Annotated in this window: 15 protein-coding genes and 6 pseudogenes; 14 read left to right on the top strand and 7 right to left on the bottom strand. The window is 60.1% G+C overall.

What is annotated here, in order from left to right:
- The first annotated feature begins 105 nt into the window (after positions 1–105).
- A complete protein-coding gene (locus ACZ1HM_RS17955) occupies positions 106–675 on the top strand; it encodes a YqgE/AlgH family protein (protein WP_472744000.1) in 570 nt (189 codons plus the stop codon).
- A gap of 1 nt (position 676) precedes the next feature.
- Here ACZ1HM_RS17955 and ACZ1HM_RS17950 read toward each other — a convergent pair.
- A pseudogene (locus tag ACZ1HM_RS17950) lies at positions 677–1,629 on the bottom strand (L-threonylcarbamoyladenylate synthase).
- 132 nt (positions 1,630–1,761) lie between these two features.
- On the opposite strand from ACZ1HM_RS17950, the gene ACZ1HM_RS17945 reads away from it, so the two are divergent.
- The 5 genes and pseudogenes from ACZ1HM_RS17945 (at position 1,762) to ACZ1HM_RS17925 (ending at position 5,865) form a co-directional block, all read left to right on the top strand.
- Positions 1,762–3,468 (top strand): acyl-CoA dehydrogenase, encoded by a 1,707-nt coding sequence (locus ACZ1HM_RS17945; RefSeq protein WP_472743999.1) that lies wholly within the window; start codon positions 1,762–1,764, stop codon positions 3,466–3,468.
- Positions 3,465–4,516: pseudogene (locus tag ACZ1HM_RS17940) on the top strand (MBL fold metallo-hydrolase). The gene ACZ1HM_RS17945 and the pseudogene ACZ1HM_RS17940 overlap by 4 nt, the downstream one beginning before the upstream one ends.
- Positions 4,517–4,521: 5 nt before the next feature.
- The gene (locus ACZ1HM_RS17935) at positions 4,522–4,992 is read left to right on the top strand and encodes a DUF6173 family protein (protein WP_472743998.1); all 471 of its coding nucleotides are present in this window, start codon (positions 4,522–4,524) and stop codon (positions 4,990–4,992) included.
- Positions 4,993–5,083: 91 nt separating this feature from the next.
- On the top strand, positions 5,084–5,218 hold the full coding sequence (locus ACZ1HM_RS17930) for an aa3-type cytochrome c oxidase subunit IV (RefSeq protein ID WP_472743997.1): 135 nt from the start codon (positions 5,084–5,086) through the stop codon (positions 5,216–5,218).
- Positions 5,219–5,259: 41 nt separating this feature from the next.
- Positions 5,260–5,865, top strand: a complete 606-nt coding sequence (locus tag ACZ1HM_RS17925) for a hypothetical protein (protein ID WP_472743996.1) — start codon at positions 5,260–5,262, stop codon at positions 5,863–5,865.
- On the opposite strand, the gene ACZ1HM_RS17920 is transcribed toward ACZ1HM_RS17925, so the two are convergent.
- Complete coding sequence (locus tag ACZ1HM_RS17920; RefSeq protein ID WP_472743995.1) at positions 5,854–6,180, bottom strand: AzlD domain-containing protein; 327 nt, start codon at positions 6,178–6,180, stop codon at positions 5,854–5,856. The genes ACZ1HM_RS17925 and ACZ1HM_RS17920 overlap by 12 nt on opposite strands.
- Positions 6,177–6,895, bottom strand: a pseudogene (locus ACZ1HM_RS17915) (AzlC family ABC transporter permease). Before ACZ1HM_RS17915 ends, ACZ1HM_RS17920 begins: the two are co-directional and overlap by 4 nt.
- A gap of 46 nt (positions 6,896–6,941) precedes the next feature.
- On the opposite strand from ACZ1HM_RS17915, the pseudogene fdhD reads away from it, so the two are divergent.
- From fdhD to ACZ1HM_RS17895, 4 genes and pseudogenes are all read left to right on the top strand, one after another.
- Positions 6,942–7,817 (top strand): annotated as a pseudogene (gene fdhD / locus ACZ1HM_RS17910) (formate dehydrogenase accessory sulfurtransferase FdhD); the annotation flags it as partial.
- Positions 7,818–7,829: 12 nt separating this feature from the next.
- Positions 7,830–8,432 (top strand): molybdenum cofactor guanylyltransferase MobA, encoded by a 603-nt coding sequence (gene mobA / locus ACZ1HM_RS17905; RefSeq protein WP_472744659.1) that lies wholly within the window; start codon positions 7,830–7,832, stop codon positions 8,430–8,432.
- Positions 8,429–8,920, top strand: coding sequence for a molybdopterin-guanine dinucleotide biosynthesis protein B (gene mobB, locus ACZ1HM_RS17900; RefSeq protein ID WP_472743994.1), 492 nt, complete (start codon positions 8,429–8,431; stop codon positions 8,918–8,920). The genes mobA and mobB overlap by 4 nt, the downstream gene beginning before the upstream one ends.
- A pseudogene (locus ACZ1HM_RS17895) lies at positions 8,917–10,978 on the top strand (molybdopterin-binding protein). Before mobB ends, ACZ1HM_RS17895 begins: the two are co-directional and overlap by 4 nt.
- 41 nt (positions 10,979–11,019) lie before the next feature.
- On the opposite strand, the gene ACZ1HM_RS17890 reads toward ACZ1HM_RS17895, so the two are convergent.
- From ACZ1HM_RS17890 to ACZ1HM_RS17880, 3 genes are all read right to left on the bottom strand, one after another.
- Positions 11,020–12,075 carry a hypothetical protein gene (locus tag ACZ1HM_RS17890; RefSeq protein WP_472743993.1) on the bottom strand — a complete coding sequence of 352 codons (1,056 nt, stop codon included), beginning with the start codon at positions 12,073–12,075 and terminating at the stop codon, positions 11,020–11,022.
- Between the two features lie 37 nt (positions 12,076–12,112).
- On the bottom strand, positions 12,113–12,583 hold the full coding sequence (greA, locus tag ACZ1HM_RS17885) for a transcription elongation factor GreA (protein WP_472743992.1): 471 nt from the start codon (positions 12,581–12,583) through the stop codon (positions 12,113–12,115).
- A 147-nt stretch (positions 12,584–12,730) separates the two neighbouring features.
- Positions 12,731–13,111 carry a VOC family protein gene (locus ACZ1HM_RS17880; RefSeq protein WP_472743991.1) on the bottom strand — a complete coding sequence of 127 codons (381 nt, stop codon included), beginning with the start codon at positions 13,109–13,111 and terminating at the stop codon, positions 12,731–12,733.
- 75 nt (positions 13,112–13,186) lie between these two features.
- Between ACZ1HM_RS17880 and soxR the strand changes: the two are divergent.
- From soxR to ACZ1HM_RS17860, 4 genes and pseudogenes are all read left to right on the top strand, one after another.
- Positions 13,187–13,644, top strand: a pseudogene (soxR, locus tag ACZ1HM_RS17875) (redox-sensitive transcriptional activator SoxR).
- A 215-nt stretch (positions 13,645–13,859) separates the two neighbouring features.
- On the top strand, positions 13,860–15,512 hold the full coding sequence (locus ACZ1HM_RS17870) for an electron transfer flavoprotein-ubiquinone oxidoreductase (protein ID WP_472743990.1): 1,653 nt from the start codon (positions 13,860–13,862) through the stop codon (positions 15,510–15,512).
- Between the two features lie 170 nt (positions 15,513–15,682).
- Positions 15,683–17,398, top strand: a complete 1,716-nt coding sequence (locus tag ACZ1HM_RS17865) for a tetratricopeptide repeat protein (protein WP_472743989.1) — start codon at positions 15,683–15,685, stop codon at positions 17,396–17,398.
- Positions 17,388–18,194 (top strand): 4-(cytidine 5'-diphospho)-2-C-methyl-D-erythritol kinase, encoded by an 807-nt coding sequence (locus ACZ1HM_RS17860; RefSeq protein ID WP_472743988.1) that lies wholly within the window; start codon positions 17,388–17,390, stop codon positions 18,192–18,194. Before ACZ1HM_RS17865 ends, ACZ1HM_RS17860 begins: the two co-directional genes overlap by 11 nt.
- Here the strand turns inward: ACZ1HM_RS17860 and ACZ1HM_RS17855 are convergent.
- Positions 18,187–19,185, bottom strand: coding sequence for a polyprenyl synthetase family protein (locus ACZ1HM_RS17855; RefSeq protein ID WP_472743987.1), 999 nt, complete (start codon positions 19,183–19,185; stop codon positions 18,187–18,189). The genes ACZ1HM_RS17860 and ACZ1HM_RS17855 overlap by 8 nt on opposite strands.
- Between the last annotated feature and the right edge of the window lie 68 nt (positions 19,186–19,253).

Below are 19,253 nucleotides of genomic sequence, written 5' to 3'. Positions count from 1 at the left end.
GGTCATAGCGGACGTGATCATCACCGCTCAGCCCCGTCAAGCACCTTGCAAGGTGTGCCCAGTGCGGGCATCCTTGGCCCATGCGCTCAACCCCTGATCGACTTCATGACTGAAGACATCACATCGCTGACCGGCAAATTGCTGATCGCCATGCCTGGCATGGGCGATCCGCGGTTTGAGCATTCTGTCGTGTTTTTGTCGGCCCATTCTGAGGATGGGGCCATGGGTCTCATTGTGAACAAGCCTGCCGACGGGGTCAGCCTGTCAGACGTGCTGGACCAGTTGGTGCAGGACATGCCCCAGGGCAAGCCGCAGATGGGCGTGCATTTCGGCGGGCCGGTCGAAACCGGGCAGGGGTTTGTGTTGCATTCGCAGGAATACCGCTCAGCCATGCAGACACTGGTGGTTGATGGCGGCTTTGCCTTGACCGCCACGCTTGACGTGTTGGAAGACATCCTGCGCGGGCAGGGGCCAGAGAAAGCGCTGCTGATGCTGGGCTATGCCGGTTGGGGGCCGGGGCAGCTGGAAGGTGAAATTGCGCAGAACGGGTGGCTGACGGCGGATGCAGACCGGGAGCTGGTGTTTGATCTGCCGGACGCGCAAAAGTGGGAAGCGGCGTTGAAATCGCTGGGGATTGACCCGTTGGTTTTATCGGCGACGGCGGGGCGGGCCTAAATCAGGGCGCAGTAACGTTGCGGGGGGCCGCCGCGCGGCGCAGGCGATCATTGATTGCAATGCCCAAACCACGCGCTGGGATCGGGGCCACGGCGATGGGGGCGCCTTTGGCGTCCGGGGGTGTGCAGGTGGTCAAAGAGGTTGGCGGCGGCCTCAACCAGATCACCACTGGCCGAAAGAGACAGATCACCAGCAATTGCACCAAACCCCAGCAGCAGCTCATCGGCGCTTGCGTCCGTGGCGTTCAGGCGCACGCGGGCTGCAGGCGCGTAGTGAGAGCTGAGTTGACCGGGGGCGGTGATGTCGTTTTTTGCAGGGGCTGCAAGCGGGTGGCCCAGGGCGGCCTCAATGGCCTCTTGCGGCAGGCCGCCCGCGCGCAGCAAGGTTGCGCGCCCGTCTTGCCATCCGACAATGGTGCTTTCCAAACCGACGCTGCAGGCCCCATCGTCGAGCACCGCTTCGATCCGGCCTTCCAGCCCGGCCAAGACATGGTGAGCCTGCGTCGGGCTGATCCGGCCCGATGGGTTGGCCGAAGGTGCCGCGACGGGGCCACCAAAGCTTTGCAATAGTTGATGTGCTGCGGGGTGCGCGGGCACGCGCAAGGCGACGGTGGGCAGACCAGCAGTTACCAGAGACGACAGGCCATGCCCTTCTTTCAGCGGGAGGACGAGGGTGAGGGGACCGGGCCAAAAGGCTGCCGCCAACACCTCTGCCGCATCAGACCAAAGCACATAATCCCGCGCCTTAGCGGCCTCAGCAAGGTGGACAATCAGCGGATTAAAGCTGGGCCGCCCCTTGGCGTCATAGATCCGGGCAACCGCACTGGCCATCACGGGCATCGGCCCCCAGGCCATAGACAGTTTCGGTCGGAAAAGAGACCAGCGCCCCCTCCCGCAACAGCGCAGCGGCTGCGGCGATGCCGTCGTCTTGTGGGAAAAGCAGGCGTGTTTTCATGGACCTTCCCCGCGTGACGCCGCGTCGTGGTTGTGGTGCAGTGGTGGGATTTTCATGGTTGACCCAAGGCAAAGCTGATATCGCGGCAGGCGTACTTTGCCAAGGCATTCCAAGTTTGTAAGGAGATGCATCATGCCCTACCGTGCTGCTGTTGAAGATTTTCGCTTTATGCTCGACCACCTGATCGACATGGAGGCGGTGCGTCAAACGGAGCGCTTTGCAGAGGCTACCAAAGATGTGTCGGACGCTATTCTGGCTGAGGCTGGGCGCGTTTGCGATGATGTTCTGTCGCCCTTGCAGCGCAATGGTGATCTGCATCCCGCGGTGCTGGAGAACGGCGTTGTGCGCACCTCGCCTGGCTACGCCGAAGGGTTCGCCGCCATCGCCGAGGGCGGTTGGATCGGCATCACCGCCAACCCCGCGCATGGCGGCATGGGACTGCCGATGGTGTTGAACACCGCAATGAACGACATGATGAGCGGTGCGTGCCTGTCTTTGCAACTGGCCCCGTTGATGAGCCAGGGTCAGATTGAGGCGTTGGAGCATCACGCCTCTGATGAGATCAAAGCGCTTTATCTGCCCAAACTGATCAGCGGTGAATGGACCGGGACCATGAACCTAACCGAGCCGCAAGCCGGCTCTGACGTTGGGGCGTTAAAGACCAAAGCGGTGGACAACAACGACGGGACCTATGCGATTTCGGGTCAGAAGATTTACATCAGCTGGGGCGACAACGACTTTGCCGAAAACGTCTGCCACCTTGTGCTGGCGCGTTTGCCCGGCGCACCGGAGGGGACGAAAGGCATCAGTCTGTTCATCGTGCCCAAGTATCTGCCAAATCCAGACGGGACCGTCGGCAAAAGCAATGGTGTGAGCGTGGTCAGCCTGGAGCACAAGCTGGGGCTGCATGGCTCTCCTACAGCTGTGATGCAGTATGATGACGCGACCGGCTGGATGATCGGGCCGGAGCAGGGCGGCATGGCGGCGATGTTTACGATGATGAACAACGCGCGTCTTGGGGTTGGCACGCAAGGCATCGGCGTGGCCCATGCCGCGTTTCAACACGCGATGGCCTATGCGCTGGAGCGCAAGCAGGGCAAATCCATTCATGGCTTCACCATTGCCGCCCATGCGGATGTGCGCCGGATGCTGTTGGCGATGAAAGCGGATGTGTTTGCGGCGCGCGCAATTGCGCTGTCTTGTGCGCAGGCGATCGACATGAGCAATGCGACCGGGGACAAAAGCTGGCAGGCCCGCGCGGCCTTTTTGACGCCGATTGCCAAGGCCTTTGGCACCGAGACCGGGATCAAGGTGGCGGATACGGGCATTCAGGTGCACGGCGGCATGGGCTTTGTTGAGGAAACCGGTGCTGCGCAATTCCTGCGCGATGTGCGGGTGACAGCGATTTATGAAGGCACCAACGGCATTCAGGCGATGGATCTTGTCGCGCGCAAGATGATGGACGGTGGCGAAATGGCGGGCCGCCTGCTGGATGAGATCGAAGAGACAGCAGAGGCCGCGCGCGCCACTTTGCCGGACCTCGCAGAAGCGGTCTGGGATGCGAGCGAGACTTTGAGGGAAACGACAGATTGGTTGGTGGCCCAAGAGGACCTGACCGACAGGTTCGCCGGTGCGGTTGCCTATCTGCAAGCTTTTGCCCGTGTGCTGGGCGCGCATTTTCACCTCAAGGCCGCCATGGCAGCCCCCGGTGGCCCGCGCGAGAAAATGGCGCGCTTTTATATGAACCGCCTGTTGCCGGAACACGTTGTCCTGCTGGCACAGGCGAAAATCGGACAGGACGACCTTTACGCCATGGATCTGGATGAGTTGTCTGCATGAACACCCAAGCACCTGAAGGCCTGCGCTATCCCTGGGAAACCCCGCCCGCGCATGGTGACGAAGCGATTGAGGTCGCTCCCGGCGTTTTATGGCTGCGCATGCCGCTGCCCATGAAGTTGGACCATGTGAACATCTATGCGCTCGATGATGGCGACAGCTGGACAATCATAGACACTGGGTTTGCGTCCAAGAAATCAAAAGCGCTGTGGGAGGCGGCTCTGGCTGGGCCGTTGGGTGGTAAACCCGTGGGCCGTGTTGTGGTCACACATCATCACCCTGATCATGTGGGACTGGCGGGGTGGTTCCAAGATGCGCATGGGGCCTCACTGGTAACCACACGCACAGCGTGGTTGATGGCGCGCATGCTGACGCTGGATGTGCAAGAACAGACGCCCCCCAAGACCATTGAGTTTTATCGACGCTCAGGCATGGACGCGGCCTTGCTTGAAAAGCGTATTGCAGAGCGTCCGTTTAACTTTGCCGATATCGTGGCCCCCTTGCCCTTGGGCTATACCCGGATCCAGCAGGGGGACAGCATCGTCATGGGCGGGCGCACTTGGGACATTCACATGGGCAACGGGCACGCCCCTGAACACGCCACCTTCTGGAGCCGTGATGACAATCTGGTTCTGGCGGGCGATCAGATCTTGCCCTCCATCAGCCCCAACATCGGGGTCTATCCAACGGAGCCGATGGCAGATCCCATCGGCGAATGGCTTGAGGCTTGTGAGCGTTTGGCGGGTCTGGCGCGGGCGGATCACCTGGTGCTGGGGGGCACAAGCTGCCCTTCACCGGGTTGCCCAAACGCATGAGCCAATTGATCGAAAATCACCACAGCGCGTTGAAGCGGTTGGAAGAGTTTATCGCCGCGCCCAAATCCGCCTCAGAATGCTTTGCGCCTTTGTTCAAAAGAACGATAGGTGAAGGGGAGTATGGGTTGGCGCTGGTTGAAGCTGTCGCGCACTTGAGCCACCTTTACCAGGAAGGACGGGCAACCCGTGAATTGCGCGAAGCGGACGGGGCCTGGGTGTATCAAAGCAAAGGGTGAGCGGTATGGGTGATGAGATCAAAACAGCAGCTGAGGCCAGTGAGGCGCATGTGCTGCCACAAATCTACGAAACACATGCCGATCCAGCGCAGCGCAAAGCCTCGGATCAGCCGATCCCGCAAAGCGTGGCGGGCAAACCTGTCGCTCAGAAAAGCCCAGCACAGTGGGCCTATGAGCGTACAGTGCTGTATCTGAAGAACTTTGAAGAACAGTTGGATAATGAACACGAAGTGGCCATGGGCTTTACCGGGGGCGACACAGGTGTGCTGCGGATTGAGGGCATGGGGTATTTTGATCCCGATATCGTCACCTTTTATGGGGCCGATCAAAACGGCGCGCGCACGCAGTTGGTGCAGCATGTCAGCCAGCTAAGCGTTATGTTTCGCGCCTTGCCAAAAGCGGTGCAGGGGGCAGAGCCCAAGCGCATCGGTTTCCGGTTGGTCGAAGACCTGGAGACGGCCAAAAGCACCAGTTGAGCCTTGCGAGGTGATGCTGCATTTTGACTGGGTGACAGGGCCAGACAAATACGCTAACCAACGCACAAGTCCGTAGCTAAGGAAATTCAAAATGGCTGAACATGAGCATGGCAGCATGGATACATCCGTGCAGGAAAAGACATTTGACGGGTTCATGTCTTTCGTCACCAAATCCGTCATCGTGATTCTGGTGATCATCGTCGGTATGGCGATTTTCATCACTTGATCCGCGCCTTCCGCGCGAGGCCGGTAAAGGAGCGTGCTGCTGTGAAACGCATCGTTTTGGCGCTGAGCGTCGTTGCTGCGGTTGCCGCATGTGTCGCACCGCCCGGAACCGACAGTCCGTCTGAGGCAATACAGGCGGCAGCCTTCCGTGCCAGCGATGCGCCCAGCCTGACCTTGTTTACCATGGTCAACAACCGCACCGGCAGCGGCGGGCATACTGCGCTGATGGTCAGCGGATCACAACGGGTGATTTTTGACCCGGCTGGATCTTTCCGTGACAGCCGCGTGGTTGAGCGCGGCGATGTCCTTTATGGAATCACGCCCGGTTGGTTGCAGGCCTATAAATCCGCCCATGCCCGTGAGACGTTTCACGTCGTGTCCCAAACGATTGCTGTGTCACCTGAAACGGCAGAACGGGCGCTGCAGCTTGTGCAGGCCAATGGCCCGGTGGCGGGTGCCTTTTGCGCGCAATCCACAACAGCCATTCTGGCCCAGCTGAATGGGTTTGAAGGCATTGAGCGGACGTTTTTCCCGGTTAACGTGATGGAGCAATTCGCAACGCTGCCCGGTGTGACGACGACAAAGCTTTATGAAAACGATGCGGGCGATGTGATCGACGCGGTGCGTGCGGCAGAACTAGCCCAGTAAATAGAGCATCGAATAGAGGGTGACCGCACCGGCCCCCACTGCGATCAGGACATTCTTCGTCATCAGCCCAACGGTCAGTGTCACCGCCGCCGCCGCAAGGCGCGCGGGGTCAAGCTCACCTCCGGTGGCGGACGGCCAGATGACCTGAGGCGTGACCAAGGCGGGCAAGACGGCCACGGCTGTATAGCGCAGGTGCCGCAACAGCCAATCGGGCATGGGTCGGTTCCCCACCAGCCCGATGAACACAAACCGCAAGAAAAAGCTGCCCAGGCCCATCCCGATGATGATGATCCAGAGAGTGAGTGGATCGTTCATTTCACAGCCTCCGCGCGCTGGGCCATACGTTTTTCAACCCAAGCGCCCGCAATCATGCCTGCCATCCCCGCCACGATGATGCCCAGCGAATAGGGGATCGCCACGGTAAAGAGGCTCATCACAACGGCGACCAGGGCGGCCACCACATGTGCCAAGGTGCGAAACATCGGTGCGATCATGGCCAGAAACGTGATGGGGATTGCGAAATCCAACGCCCAGCTTTCAGGCACGCGTGAGCCAAGGACCGCGCCAACAACGGTGAAGATGTACCAAAAGGGGCCACCAGCGACACGGCCCCAAAGAAATAGGCGACACGTTCGGGCACGGTCATGTCGGGGTCTTGTTCGTATTTCGCCACCGACACGACATAGGATTGATCCACCGTCAGATAGGCAGCAAAGGCCCTCTGCCACAAAGGGGCGGAGCCGATGTAGGGCGTCAGGGATGCGGAATACATCGCCATGCGCAGGTTCACCGCAAGCGCTGAGGCCAGCACAACGATGGTCGGGGCCTCTTCCTGCATCAGCTGCAGGGCGGTGAATTGGGCGGCCCCGGCGATCACCACGACCGAAAAGGCCAAAGCCTCCAGCACGTTCAACCCCGCCTCGACCGCCAACAGGCCAAAGAGCGTGGCAAAGGGGATCACCACCAGCAGGAAGGGCGCTCCGGCAAGCAGGCCTTTGAAAAAGGTGGATTTCGCGGTGGTGATGGTCATGGGAAAGCCTTAGGTTATTGCCAGTCGTAACGCTAACGCTGAGAGGATACAATTGGCCCAAGATCCTGATCTGAGCGATTACATCATCGCGCCTGATCCTCAGGCGGCGCGGTTGACCCGGGCGGTTTGGGGCACGGATCATAAGGGCTGCAAAACTGAGATCTCAGTTGTTGAAGAACGCCCGCTGACCATATTCCTGAACCGTCAAGAAGTGGTCACCGCCATGACGATCGGCGATTACCCTGCCTATCTTGCCGTGGGCTTTCTGCGCAATCAGGGGATGTTGCAAGACAGCGATGACATCACCGGGATTGATTACGACGAAGAGCTTGAAACCGTTGTGGTCCGCACCGCGCGTGAAACGGATTACGAAGACAAGATGCGCCGCAAAACCCGCACCAGCGGCTGTGCGGTTGGGACCGTCTTTGGCGACATGATGGAAGGGCTGGAAGGCGTGGAACTGGCCCAGACGCAGGTCCGCACATCCTGGCTTTATGCCCTGTCGGCCAAGATCAACCGCACGCCTTCTCTTTATCTGCAGGCCGGTGCGATCCATGGCACTGTGCTGTGCCAGGGTGACCGCCCGCTGGTCTATATGGAAGACGTGGGGCGGCATAATGCAGTTGATAAGATCGCAGGCTGGATGCGGCTGGAGGATGTGCCCTGCGATGACAAGATCCTGTATACCACTGGGCGGCTGACCTCAGAGATGGTGATCAAAACCGCAATGATGGGCATACCTGTCCTGGCCTCTCGGTCAGGATTTACCGCCTGGGGTGTTGAGATTGCTCAGCAGGTTGGGCTGACGCTAATTGGCCGGATGAAAGGCAAGCGGTTCGTCTGCCTGAGCGGTGAGGATCGTCTGATCCGCGATGCCGACCCCGATCAGATCGCAGATGAGCCGCGCCGCGCGGGCCGCAAAAGGGGCTGCGGCATGAACGAACCCCTTGGCGTGATTTTGGCTGGGGGCCAGGCCACCCGGATGGGTGGCGGTGACAAGGGGCTGCTGCGCCTGCAAGGCAAGATGCTGTTGTCACATGTGATGGACCGTCTGACCCCGCAGGTGGGGCAAGTGGCGCTGAATGCCAACGGCGATGCGGACCGGTTTGCGGCCTTTGGTCTGCCGGTGGTGGCTGACAGCATTGAAGGGTTTGCCGGACCGCTGGCCGGTGTGCTTGCGGGGCTGGATTGGGCCGCAGAGCAAGGGGCGGACGCGATTGTCACAGCCGCTGCAGACACGCCGTTTTTCCCTTGTGATCTGGTGCCGCAGCTGTTGCTGGCCGGTGAAGGCATGGCGCATCCTCTTGTGTTGGCCACCACGCCTGATCCCAAACGGGGCCGGGCGCGCCACCCCACATTTGGGCTTTGGCCCGTCGCACTGCGCGATGACCTACGCGAGGCTTTGGCCGGTGGTCTGCGCAAAGTCGTGTTGTGGACAGATCAGCACGGCGGGCGCGAGGCGCTGTTTGCGGATGAGGCCGCGTTTTTCAACGTCAACACGCCCGAGGATCTGGCGCAGGCAGAGGCGATGACATGAGAGTTTTTGGGGTCGCGGGCTGGAAGAACGCGGGCAAGACCGGACTTATGGAACGTCTGGTGGCCGAGATTACAGGGCGCGGGTTTACCGTTTCTACCATCAAGCATGCGCACCACAGCTTTGATGTCGACCACCCCGGCAAAGACAGCTACCGCCACCGTGCCGCAGGCGCATCGGAGGTATTGCTGGCCTCTGGCAAACGCTTTGCGTTGATGCATGAATTGCGCGGAGCTGAGGAGCCTGCGTTGCCTGAATTGCTGGGCAAGCTGGCGGCGGTCGATCTGGTTCTGATCGAGGGCTATAAAACGGCCCCCCACCCCAAGATTGAGGCCCACCGCGCCGTGACAGGTAACCCCCTGATCGCGCCGCAGGACGACACGGTGCGCGCCATTGCCAGTGATACGCCAATGGAGGCGCAGGTGCCGGTGTTTGATCTGGATGACACGGTGCGGATCGCTGATTTTATCTTGGCAGAGGTTGGGTTGTGACCGGATTTGACACCATCGTTGTGGTGGACTGGTCAGGCGGCAATGACCGGGGGAAGGCCCCGAAAAAGGACGCGATTTGGGCTGGTGTGAACCGGGGTGGCACCATGGACGCCCCTGTATATTTGCGCAATCGGCAAGAGGCTGAGGCTTGGCTGGCGTCCTTCTTTGAGGCGGAGCACGCGGCGGGGCGGCGGGTTTTGGCCGGGTTTGATTTTCCATTTGGCTATCCCGCTGGATTTGCCCAAGCCTTGACCGGAACGGCAGATCCCTTTGCCCTGTGGGATTATTTCGAAGCGCATCTGGAAGATACCCCCAGCGCCAATAACCGTTTTGCATTGGCGGGGAAGATAAACTTGGCCACAGGCGGCGGGCGTGGGCCGTTCTGGTTCGCGCCTGTGGCAACGGAAGTGGCCGGGTTGCCACGAACCAAGGCCGGATATGAAAACCCCTTTCCCGAAAAGCGGCAGTGCGAAGGGTTGGCCCCCGGGGCGTTCACCTGTTGGCAGATGGGCGGCGCGGGTGCCGTGGGTGGACAGGTCTTTACCGGCTTGCCCGTTCTGAACCGGCTGCGGCGGAAATTTAAGGCGGCCGTTTGGCCGTTTGAGCCGTTGACCCAAGATATCGCCTTTGTCGAGATCTGGCCCTCTTTGACGGTCGGCCCGCCGCCCGATGGGTGGATCAAAGATGCTTGGCAGGTGGCTGAGGTTGCCCGGCAGGTCGCCGCCTTGCCGCCTGAAAAGCTGCGGGAAATCCTAACGGTGGAGTCCCCGGAAGAGGGGTGGATCTTCGGGCTGGGCTATGAGGAGTTCCTGACCGCGCCGCCGCTGAGGAACGATTGCTTTGCGCTGCCCCCTGGCGTGCATTGGACGCCGGTGGATGAGGCATTGAGCCTGCTGCAAGAACGTCTGGCCCCGGTGACAGCGGCACGGCGCGTGGAGCTTGGCGAGGCTTTGAATGGGATCGCTAGCCAGGACCATTTTGCCCAACGTTCCAATCCGCCTTTGCCCAACACGGCGGTTGATGGCTATGGCTTTGCGGGTGGCAGGCCAGAGGGCGTGCACAACCTGCCCCTGGCCGAAGGTCGGGCGGCGGCGGGCGATGCGCCGGGGGCGGTGCCCGCAGGTAAGGCCATCCGCGTGCTGACCGGTGCGGCAATACCAGAAGGCGTCGATACGGTTGTGTTGCAAGAAGACGTGGTGGTCTCAGACGGTGCTATCCAGTTTTCCGGGCCGCTCAAAGCTGGGGCGAATGTCCGCAAAGCAGGCGAGGATGTTGCCGCTGGGGACATCGTGCTGGCAAAGGGCCGCCGGATCACGCCCGCTGATCTGGCGCTTTTGGCAGCCACTGGCCTGTCACAGGTAACGGTGCGCGACCGGCTGCGGGTTGGCGTGATCTCAACCGGGGATGAACTGGTAGCACCGGGCGATGCGGCGGGGCCGGGACAGATTTTTGATGCCAACCGCCCAATGTTGACCGGGCTTGTTGCGCGTTTTGGCTATCAGGCGGTCGACCTTGGCATTGTGCCTGACAACGCGGATGCCCTACGTGCCGCGCTGGACGCTGCGGCGGCTAAGACGGACGTTATCCTAACCAGCGGCGGGGCCTCAGCGGGCGACGAGGATCATGTGTCAGCGTTGCTGCAAGAGGCGGGCGCGATGGCGCTTTGGCGCATCGCGGTCAAGCCAGGGCCGCCCTTTGGCGCTGGGGATGTGGGATGGGGTGCCGGTCTTTGGTTTGCCGGGCAATCCGGTTGCGGCGATGGTCTGCGCGCTGATCTTTGCGCGCCCCGCGATGGCGCTTTTGGCCGGAGAGGGATGGCGCGCGCCACAGGGATTTGAACTGCCAGCAGGGTTTTCCAAGCGGAAGAAAGCAGGCCGCCGTGAGTTTTTGCGCGCCCGGATCCGGGACGGCGTTGTTGAGGCTTTTGGATCCGAAGGATCTGGCCGAATTTCGGGGCTAAGCTGGGCCGAGGGGCTGGTGGACTTACCTGAACCGGCCGCAGAAATTACGCCCGGCGATCCGGTGCGGTTCATTCCTTACGCAAGTTTTTGGGACTGAGTGCGCGGGGCAGACACTGCCACGCAGAGGATCAACAGATCCTAGTCAAAGGTCCCTGCGCACCGGCCCAGCAGCATAAATGCGCGCGCCGTACGGGTATCGGCCATCGCAGAGATTTCGCCATCGGAGGCGTTTTTTTCAAACTCAGCAATGGTTTTGTCAAAGCGGCGGAGAAAGTGGTGGGCGGCGTCGCGAAAGATCGGGTCTTGTTTCATGCGCGCGTTGGTCAGCGCCAGTGACGACCGGTCTCTGATCCCACCAAGAGCGGCCACTGCCCGCCCGCGTGCGCCTTGGGAAAACTGGCGCCAAACCTCGGGCCTTGCGCGGTCGGGGCGCAGGTCGTCCATGTAGATGCCGTCCTGGCTCATCAAGGTCAGCACGTCCTGAGCGGCCTGGATCAACTGAGAGGTTGATCGGTCTTTCAACGCCCTGCGCAGGGCGGCAAAGCCCATTTCATCTTCGGCCGTTTCAGGAAAATTCAGCGCGCGGATGAAATCATCATTGGCCAGTTGTGGGGCCATATCCACAGCCTGCGTGCCCAGCTCTAATGCGGGCTGATCATCCAGCATGGCGGCGTCGTCAGGTCTGGGGGCTGGGCGGGTGGTTTCATTCCGGCTGGACTGGAATGTGGCCAACGCGGTTTCGGTTTTGCGCGTGGCAGCGGCGATTTCATCAAGCCTGCGTGTCACAGATGGCTCTGCGCGCAGGGGCTGGTTTTGCTGTTGGTTGAGATAGGCTTGCCGGATGGCATCAATCGCAGACTGCAGCCGCTGGCTTTCGTCGCGCATGACGCGGCTGGCTTTGGCCGCCGTTGCGGCGACCCAGATCATCGCCACGGGCATGAAGACCGCCAGCATGGTCATCAAGAACCGCAGGCTTTCTGCGCCGTCTCCGGCTGGGCTGTCGTCGCGCAGGATCAGAAAGAAGAAGATCGCGCCCAACAACCACACCGCGCTGAGCGCGATGGCGATGATTTCAATGCCGGTGATGATCTCTGGCTTGGGCTTGTCATAGATGCCAAGCGGCGTCGGTTTGGCAGCGTCCGAAGCCGGGCGTGCCGCTGGGGCATCGGATGGGTTTTGTGAGGTTTCAGCCATGCTGTGCTCCGCGCCTGCGCCTGATACTGGGAAAGCCCTAGGCGTAAACGATTTTCAGAACCTCATAGGATTTTTCGCCGCCGGGGGTGCGTACCTCAACGGAATCGCCTTCCTCTTTCCCGATCAATGCGCGGGCAATGGGGGATTTGATGTTGAGCAGGCCTTCTTCGATCTTGGCCTCATACTCACCCACGATCTGATAGGTTTTTTCCTCATCCGTGTCTTCATCAACAACCGTGACAGTGGCCCCGAACTTGATCGCACCAGACAGCTTAGCAGGATCAATCACATCCGCCAAAGAGATTGCTCCCTCCAACTCTTTGATGCGACCTTCGATAAAGGACTGCTTTTCCTTTGCGGAATGGTATTCCGCGTTTTCGGACAAATCCCCATGCTCGCGCGCTTCGGCGATTGCCTTGATGATCGCGGGACGCTCTTCTGACTTGAGCTGCTTGAGCTCTGTCTCAAGGGCCTGGTGCCCTGCGCGGGTCATTGGGATCTTTTCCATGGGCGTTTGTCCACGTCATCTGGGCCGCACAGCGGGTTTTCCGCTGAACGGCTGTTTGCATACTAAACTGGCGGATACCTGACCCAAACCGAAAGGGAATTGCAAGGGGGCTTTCACGCCTTGGCTAACCCCCGCCGTCAAACATGCCTATTCATATTGCACAACCTCGTATTCGATGTTGTCGCCATCATGGAAATAGAACCGTTTGCCCGGCTCATACTCGTAATGCGGCCCGGTCTGAAACCCGTGGGCCTGCACCTGCGCTTCCATGGCATCCAGGTCATCCACCACAACGGCGATGTGGTTCAATCCACCAACCGAGGTATAGCTGCTGGCTTTGTCCTGCATCGGTTTGCCGGGGGTGTAGAGCGCCAGATACTGCGTATCGGTGCCGACGTGTACCGTATGCCCGCCGTCTATGGCGTCGCCCTGCCAGCGGATATGCCAGCCGAAAAGCTTTTCCATCCAGGCGGCGGTGGTTTGCGGATCAGAGACAGTGACGTTGGTGTGTTCGAGCATTGCGGGCATGTTTTTTCCTTTTGCTTGCATCTTCTGGACTCAGGTGTAATTTCTAAACCTAACTTTAGGTCAAGGTATTTTTTTATGGCAGTTCATGAGGGTCTTTCCATTGGCGCATTGGCAGATCGGACCGGCCTGGCCGTGTCCGCCATCCGGTATTATGAGGCGCAGGGCCTGATCAAACCCTGGCGCAATGCCGGGGGACAGCGCCGGTTTGAACGCGCTGATTTGCGGCGGTTAAGCTTTGTTATGATCGCCCAGCAGTTCGGATTTACCCTGCCGCAGATCAAAGCGGAGCTTGATCGGCTACCGGGGGGCGGACACCAACCAAGGCGGATTGGGCAGAGATCAGCAAAGGGTTTCGCGCAGCCTTGGACACCCGGATCGCCACATTGACCAAACTGCGGGACAATCTGGATGGGTGTATCGGATGCGGCTGTCTCAGCCTTGAGGCCTGCCAGCTTTACAACCCCTTGGATCGTGCGGCAGAGCGCGGGCAGGGGCCGCGATATCTGATGGGGGATCTGCCCGAAAAGGCGTAAGGCGTTTGAGTAGCAGCGTGGGGAGAAGCGCTTGAGCGGGCCCGTTGGGCCAACCCTCCGACCAAATCGTTTCATTTTTGAGCCCTTTGGCCAGATTGTCCTTTTTTATTGCCAGTCCGGCCCCTGCGTCGATTTTACGTATCGTCCCGATTGCAATGAATGCTCACCTAGGCTAGCGACACAAAAACGCATTTTGCCCGGAGGAATTCCTAGCCATGGCTGAGATCGAACGCGAAGCAATGGAATATGACGTGGTCATCGTTGGGGCAGGGCCTGCTGGCCTGTCGGCGGCGATCCGACTGAAGCAGCTGGACCCTGATTGCAACGTGGTCGTGCTGGAAAAAGGCTCAGAAGTGGGCGCGCATATCCTGTCAGGTGCTGTCCTTGACCCCTGCGGTTTGGATGCGCTGATCCCAGATTGGAAAGCCAAAGGCGCGCCGATCAACGTGCCCGTTGTCGAAGACAACTTTTATATGCTGGGTGAAGCCGGTCAGCTGCGCATCCCGAACTTTCCAATGCCGCCCTTGATGAACAACCATGGCAATTACGTCGTCTCCATGGGCAACGTCTGCCGCTGGATGGCCGAGCAAGCCGAAGAGCTGGGTGTTGAGATTTTCCCCGGCATGGCCTGTTCTGAGCTGGTCTTTGGTGAGAACGGCGAAGTGAAAGGCGTTGTGGCTGGCGTCTTTGGTCTCGAAGCAGACGGCTCTTACGGGCCCGACACAGAGCCGGGGATGGAGCTTCACGGCAAATATGTGTTCCTTTCTGAGGGCGTTCGCGGATCCTTGTCCAAGCAGGTGATCGCGAAATACGGCCTGGACGAAGGCAAAGAGCCGCAGAAATACGGCATCGGCATGAAAGAAATCTGGGAGATTGACCCGGCCAAGCACAAGCCCGGGTCTGTCACCCATACCATGGGCTGGCCGCTTGAAAAGAAGGCGGGCGGTGGGTCATTCATCTACCACCTGGACAACAACCAGGTCTATGTCGGGTTTGTGGTGCACCTTGGCTACAAGAACCCGCATGTCTTCCCTTACATGGAATTCCAGCAGTTCAAGCATCACCCCATCGTGGCGGATCTGCTTGAGGGCGGCAAACGCGTGGCCTACGGCGCGCGGGCGATCACCGAAGGGGGCTATCAGGCGATGCCTAAGATGGTTGCGCCTGGTGTGGCGCTTTTGGGGTGCTCCGTGGGTATGGTCAACGTGCCGCGGATCAAGGGCAACCATAACGCGATGCTGTCAGGCAAGGCGGCGGCGGAAGCCGCGCATGCGGCCATTCAGGCGGGTCGGGCCAGTGATGAGCTGTCTGCCTATGAAAAAGACGTCCGCGAAGGTGCCATTGGCAAAGACCTCAAGAAGGTGCGCAATGTGAAACCGATGTGGTCCAAGTGGGGCCTGACGGCGTCTTTGGCCTTTGGTGGGTTCGACATGTGGTGCAACACGCTTTTTGGCGGCTCGCTGTTCGGCACGATGCAGCACGGCAAATCCGATGCTGAAGCGACAGAGCCTGCCTCAAAGCACAAAGAAATCGACTATCCAAAGCCTGACGGGAAACTCAGCTTTGACCGTCTGACCAATGTGGCCTTCTCCTTTACCAATCATGAGGAAAGCCAGCCTGCGCATTTGACGCTAAAGGATGCGGACGTGCCGGTGAAGGTGAACCTTGCAACATACGCAGGGCCGTCTGCGCGGTACTGCCCGGCGGGCGTTTATGAGTTTGTTGAGGAAGAGGGCAAGGAAACCCGCTTTCAGATCAACTTTCAGAACTGTGTGCATTGCAAAACATGCGACATCAAAGACCCCAGCCAGAATATTGTCTGGACCACGCCGCAAGGCGGTGACGGGCCGAACTATCCAAACATGTGATCTAGTGGGCTGAGGGCGCCTGTGTCCTCATGCGCCATGGGTCACTTAGGTGAGATTGATAAGGGGCGCGGCCATTTGGTCGCGCCCTTTTGATGTTGTTTGTACGGCCAGGCATTGCGCTGCGGCGCGGAGATGTTAGCCTTTGGTGCAAATCAAAAGAGGCAGTAGATATGATACGATCACTTCTGGTGGGTGCCGCTGCGCTGATGCTGAGTACAGCCCAAGTGCCGCCTGTGGCTGCGCAGTCTGTTGCCGGGGCCTATTTGGCAGGCAGGCATGCCGCTGTGAACAGTGATTACCGCGAAGCCGCACGGTATTACACCGAGGCGCTGACCCGCGACAGCGGGAACGTGGAGCTGATGGAAAGCGCGGTACTGGCCCGTCTGGCGCTGGGTGACGTGGCGCTGGCCGCACCGATTGCGCGGGTGTTGTCCCAAAAGAACCAGACGTCGCAGGTGGCGCGGATGGTCATCACGGCCGATCTTGCCGGCAAAGAAGACTATCGCGGGCTGCTGGCGCAGGCCCCGGATACCTCAGGCATTGGGCCTTGGGTCGACGGGTTGGTCAAGGCTTGGGCGCATGTGGGGGCGGGGGATGTCACCTCGGCCATGGCGGCGTTTGATGATCTGAGCGATGAAGCGGGCATGCGGGGCTTTGTGCGGTATCATCAGGCTTTGGCATTGGCCAGCGTGGGTGATTTCGAAGGCGCAGAGGCCATTTTCGGTGAGGCAGGCGCAGGCGCTGCCGGTCAGACCCGGCGCGGTGTGATGGCCCATGCAGAAGTTTTGGCGCAGCTTGACCGGCACGAGGATGCCCTGGTGGTGCTCCGCTCCAGCTTTGGCGATGCGACGGATCCGGAACTCGACCGCATGATCGCGCGTCTGGAGGCCAAAGAGACGGTGCCTTTTACCCACGTCCAAGGGGCGCAGGATGGCATCGCTGAGGTGTTTTTTACCTTCGCGGCTGTGCTCAGATCGGAATCTGCGGGTGATTATTACGTGTTGCTATACGCGCGCATCGCCCGGCATTTGCGCAGCGATCACGTGGATGCGCTGCTGCTGACGGCGGACTTGCTGGAAAGCCTGGGCCAGAACGAACTGGCGATTGCTGAGTACAAGGATATCCCCGCCGATGACCCGGCCTTCCATGTGGCTGAGTTGGGGCGGGCTGATGCCCTGCGTCGGTCTGGCAAGTTGGATCAAGCGGTTGAAGTACTTGAACAGCTGACCCGCAGCCACGGAAACCTGGCCGTGGTGCATTCCACGCTGGGCGATGTGCTGCGCGGAAACGATCAATACGCCGAAGCGATTGATGCCTATGACAGGGCGATTGACCTCGCCGCTGCGACAGCCCCCGTGCGCTGGGTGCTCTATTACTCTCGGGGGATCGCGCATGAGCGGTCCGGCGATTATGACCGTATGGAACAGGATTTCCGGGCCGCCTTGGCGATTGAGCCGGACCAGCCGCAGGTGCTCAACTATCTGGGCTATTCCATGGTTGAGCAGAAACGCAACCTGGAAGAAGCGCTTGATATGATTGAGCGCGCGGTCGCCGCCAGCCCGGACAGCGGGTATATCGTCGATTCCCTTGGCTGGGTGTTCTACCGCCTGGGCCGTTATGATGAGGCCGTTGTGCAGATGGAGCGCGCGGTGGAGCTAATGCCGGTTGATCCGGTGGTGAACGACCATTTGGGCGATGTCTATTGGGCGGTTGGCCGCCAGCGTGAAGCGGAGTTCCAGTGGAGCAGGGCGCTGTCCTTCATTGATGCAGATGATGCCGACACAGAGGCAGATCCCGAACGTATTCGGCGCAAGTTGGATGTTGGGCTAGACGTCGTGCTGCAAGAAGAAGGCGCCCCACCTTTGCAAGTGGCCAATGACATCTGAAACCTTTGCGCCGGCCAAGATTAACCTGACGCTTCATGTGACCGGCCAGCGGGCGGATGGGTATCACCTGCTGGATTCGCTGGTGGTTTTTGCGGATGTCGGCGACAGGCTTTGGTTTCGGGATCAAGATCGTCTGGCGCTCAGCGTGACGGGGCCCTTTGCCGAAGGCGTGCCCGCGGATGAGCGAAACCTGGTTTGGCAAGCGGCAGCGCAGGCAGGGGTTACCGCGCATATTGAGCTGGAAAAGAACTTGCCCCATGGCGGTGGCATTGGCGGCGGGTCTTCTGATGCAGCCGCCGTGTTACGGGCCTTTGCGCATCCGACGGGTGCGTTGGCGCTGGGGGCGGATGTTCCTGTCTGTTTGGCCGCCAAAGCGCAGCGCATGCGAGGTATCGGTGACGCGTTAGAGCTGGTGCCGGACCTGCCGCCCCTTTGGGCAGTGTTGGTCAACCCTGGCCACCATGTGCCGACGCCGTCGGTATTTCGTGCGCTTGAGCTCAAGGATAACCCCGGAATGGCTGACGCGATCCCTTCCTTTGCGGATGCGGGGGAGTTCGCCGCCTGGCTGGCATTGCAACGCAATGATCTGCAGGCACCAGCGATCCAATTGGTGCCTGAGATTGGCGCTGTTTTGACGGCTTTGGAGATGCAGCCAGGGCTCCGCCTGGCGCGGATGTCCGGATCGGGTGCAACATGTTTCGGTGTGTTCGAAGATGAGGCAGCCGCCCGCGTAGCGGCGCGGCATCTGTCGGGCGCACATCCCGGTTGGTGGGTTGCCCCGACGCAGCTTAGCTGATGCGGCTGACCACATAGTCAGCCAGATCAATCAACATATCCTTGACGTCATGATCTGGCAGGACGGCCAATGCGGCTTTGGCTTTTTCGGCCCAGGCCAGCGCGTCTTGTTGGGTGGCTTGCAAGGTCGCGTGCTTGTGCAAAAGCGTCAGCGCATGTTCTAGATCACCGTCCTCTTGCCGGCCTTTCTCGATGGTCCGGGTCCAAAAGGCGCGTTCGTCCGCATCCGCCAGGGCTACTGCCTTGATCACCGGCAGGGTCAATTTGCGCTCGCGGAAATCGTCGCCGATGTTTTTACCTGTGGCATCGCTTTGACCCTGATAATCAAGCAGGTCGTCCACGATCTGAAAGGCGATCCCCAGCGCGTCACCATATTCAAAGAGCGCCTGTATCTGGCTGTCCTCAGCATCCGCAATCACGCCGCCCACTTCGGTCGCGGCTGAGAAGAGAGCGGCGGTTTTGCCGCGCACTACCTGTAGATAGATGCTTTCGTCCGTGGCCAGGTTTTGCGCTGCCGTCAGCTGCAGCACCTCGCCTTCGGCGATGGTGGCCGCGGCGTTTGACAGGATCTTCATCACCCGCATGGACCCCGGTTCGGTCATCAGCTGGAAGGACCGTGCAAAAAGGTAATCACCCACCAGGACGGAAGATTGGTTGTCCCACAGCAGGTTCGCAGTGGGACGGCCCCGGCGCTGCTGGCTTTCATCCACCACGTCATCATGCAGCAAGGTCGCTGTGTGAATAAATTCGACCGTAGCGGCGAGGTGGACGTGATAGGGGCCGTCATAGCCGCACATGCGCGCCGCAGCGAGTGTCAGCATGGGCCGCAGTCGTTTGCCACCAGCGCCGACCAAATGGGCGGTTACCTCTGGAATGCGGGGGGCATGTTCTGAGGCCATGCGTTCGTTGATCAATGTGCCAACCAGGCCCAGGTCTTTTTCAAGATAGGCGGCCAGGCGGTCATGCGGCTTGGCGACGGCGGCAATGTTCATGAACGCTCTCCTCTTTGTTGGGTCAACCGAAGGCTCGACAACCGGATGAATATGCCCCACATCTCAGA

It is taken from the genome of Sulfitobacter sp. GN1-4 (assembly GCF_055693825.1).
The sequence above is the reverse complement of the archived record's forward strand: the minus strand, read 5'-3'. Positions and strand labels throughout refer to the sequence as shown.

Excerpts from the sequence above, each read along its gene's own strand:
- ACZ1HM_RS17855 (WP_472743987.1), bottom strand. The coding sequence starts at position 19,185 with ATGAACATTGCCGCCGTCGCCAAGCCGCATGACCGCCTGGCCGCCTAT.
- ACZ1HM_RS17865 (WP_472743989.1), top strand. The coding sequence starts at position 15,683 with ATGATACGATCACTTCTGGTGGGTGCCGCTGCGCTGATGCTGAGTACA.
- ACZ1HM_RS17945 (WP_472743999.1), top strand. The coding sequence starts at position 1,762 with ATGCCCTACCGTGCTGCTGTTGAAGATTTTCGCTTTATGCTCGACCAC.
- ACZ1HM_RS17860 (WP_472743988.1), top strand. The coding sequence starts at position 17,388 with ATGACATCTGAAACCTTTGCGCCGGCCAAGATTAACCTGACGCTTCAT.
- ACZ1HM_RS17890 (WP_472743993.1), bottom strand. The coding sequence starts at position 12,075 with ATGGCTGAAACCTCACAAAACCCATCCGATGCCCCAGCGGCACGCCCG.
- ACZ1HM_RS17880 (WP_472743991.1), bottom strand. The coding sequence starts at position 13,111 with ATGCCCGCAATGCTCGAACACACCAACGTCACTGTCTCTGATCCGCAA.
- ACZ1HM_RS17955 (WP_472744000.1), top strand. The coding sequence starts at position 106 with ATGACTGAAGACATCACATCGCTGACCGGCAAATTGCTGATCGCCATG.
- ACZ1HM_RS17870 (WP_472743990.1), top strand. The coding sequence starts at position 13,860 with ATGGCTGAGATCGAACGCGAAGCAATGGAATATGACGTGGTCATCGTT.
- mobA (WP_472744659.1), top strand. The coding sequence starts at position 7,830 with ATGAACGAACCCCTTGGCGTGATTTTGGCTGGGGGCCAGGCCACCCGG.
- mobB (WP_472743994.1), top strand. The coding sequence starts at position 8,429 with ATGAGAGTTTTTGGGGTCGCGGGCTGGAAGAACGCGGGCAAGACCGGA.
- greA (WP_472743992.1), bottom strand. The coding sequence starts at position 12,583 with ATGGAAAAGATCCCAATGACCCGCGCAGGGCACCAGGCCCTTGAGACA.
- ACZ1HM_RS17935 (WP_472743998.1), top strand. The coding sequence starts at position 4,522 with ATGGGTGATGAGATCAAAACAGCAGCTGAGGCCAGTGAGGCGCATGTG.
- ACZ1HM_RS17920 (WP_472743995.1), bottom strand. The coding sequence starts at position 6,180 with ATGAACGATCCACTCACTCTCTGGATCATCATCATCGGGATGGGCCTG.
- ACZ1HM_RS17930 (WP_472743997.1), top strand. The coding sequence starts at position 5,084 with ATGGCTGAACATGAGCATGGCAGCATGGATACATCCGTGCAGGAAAAG.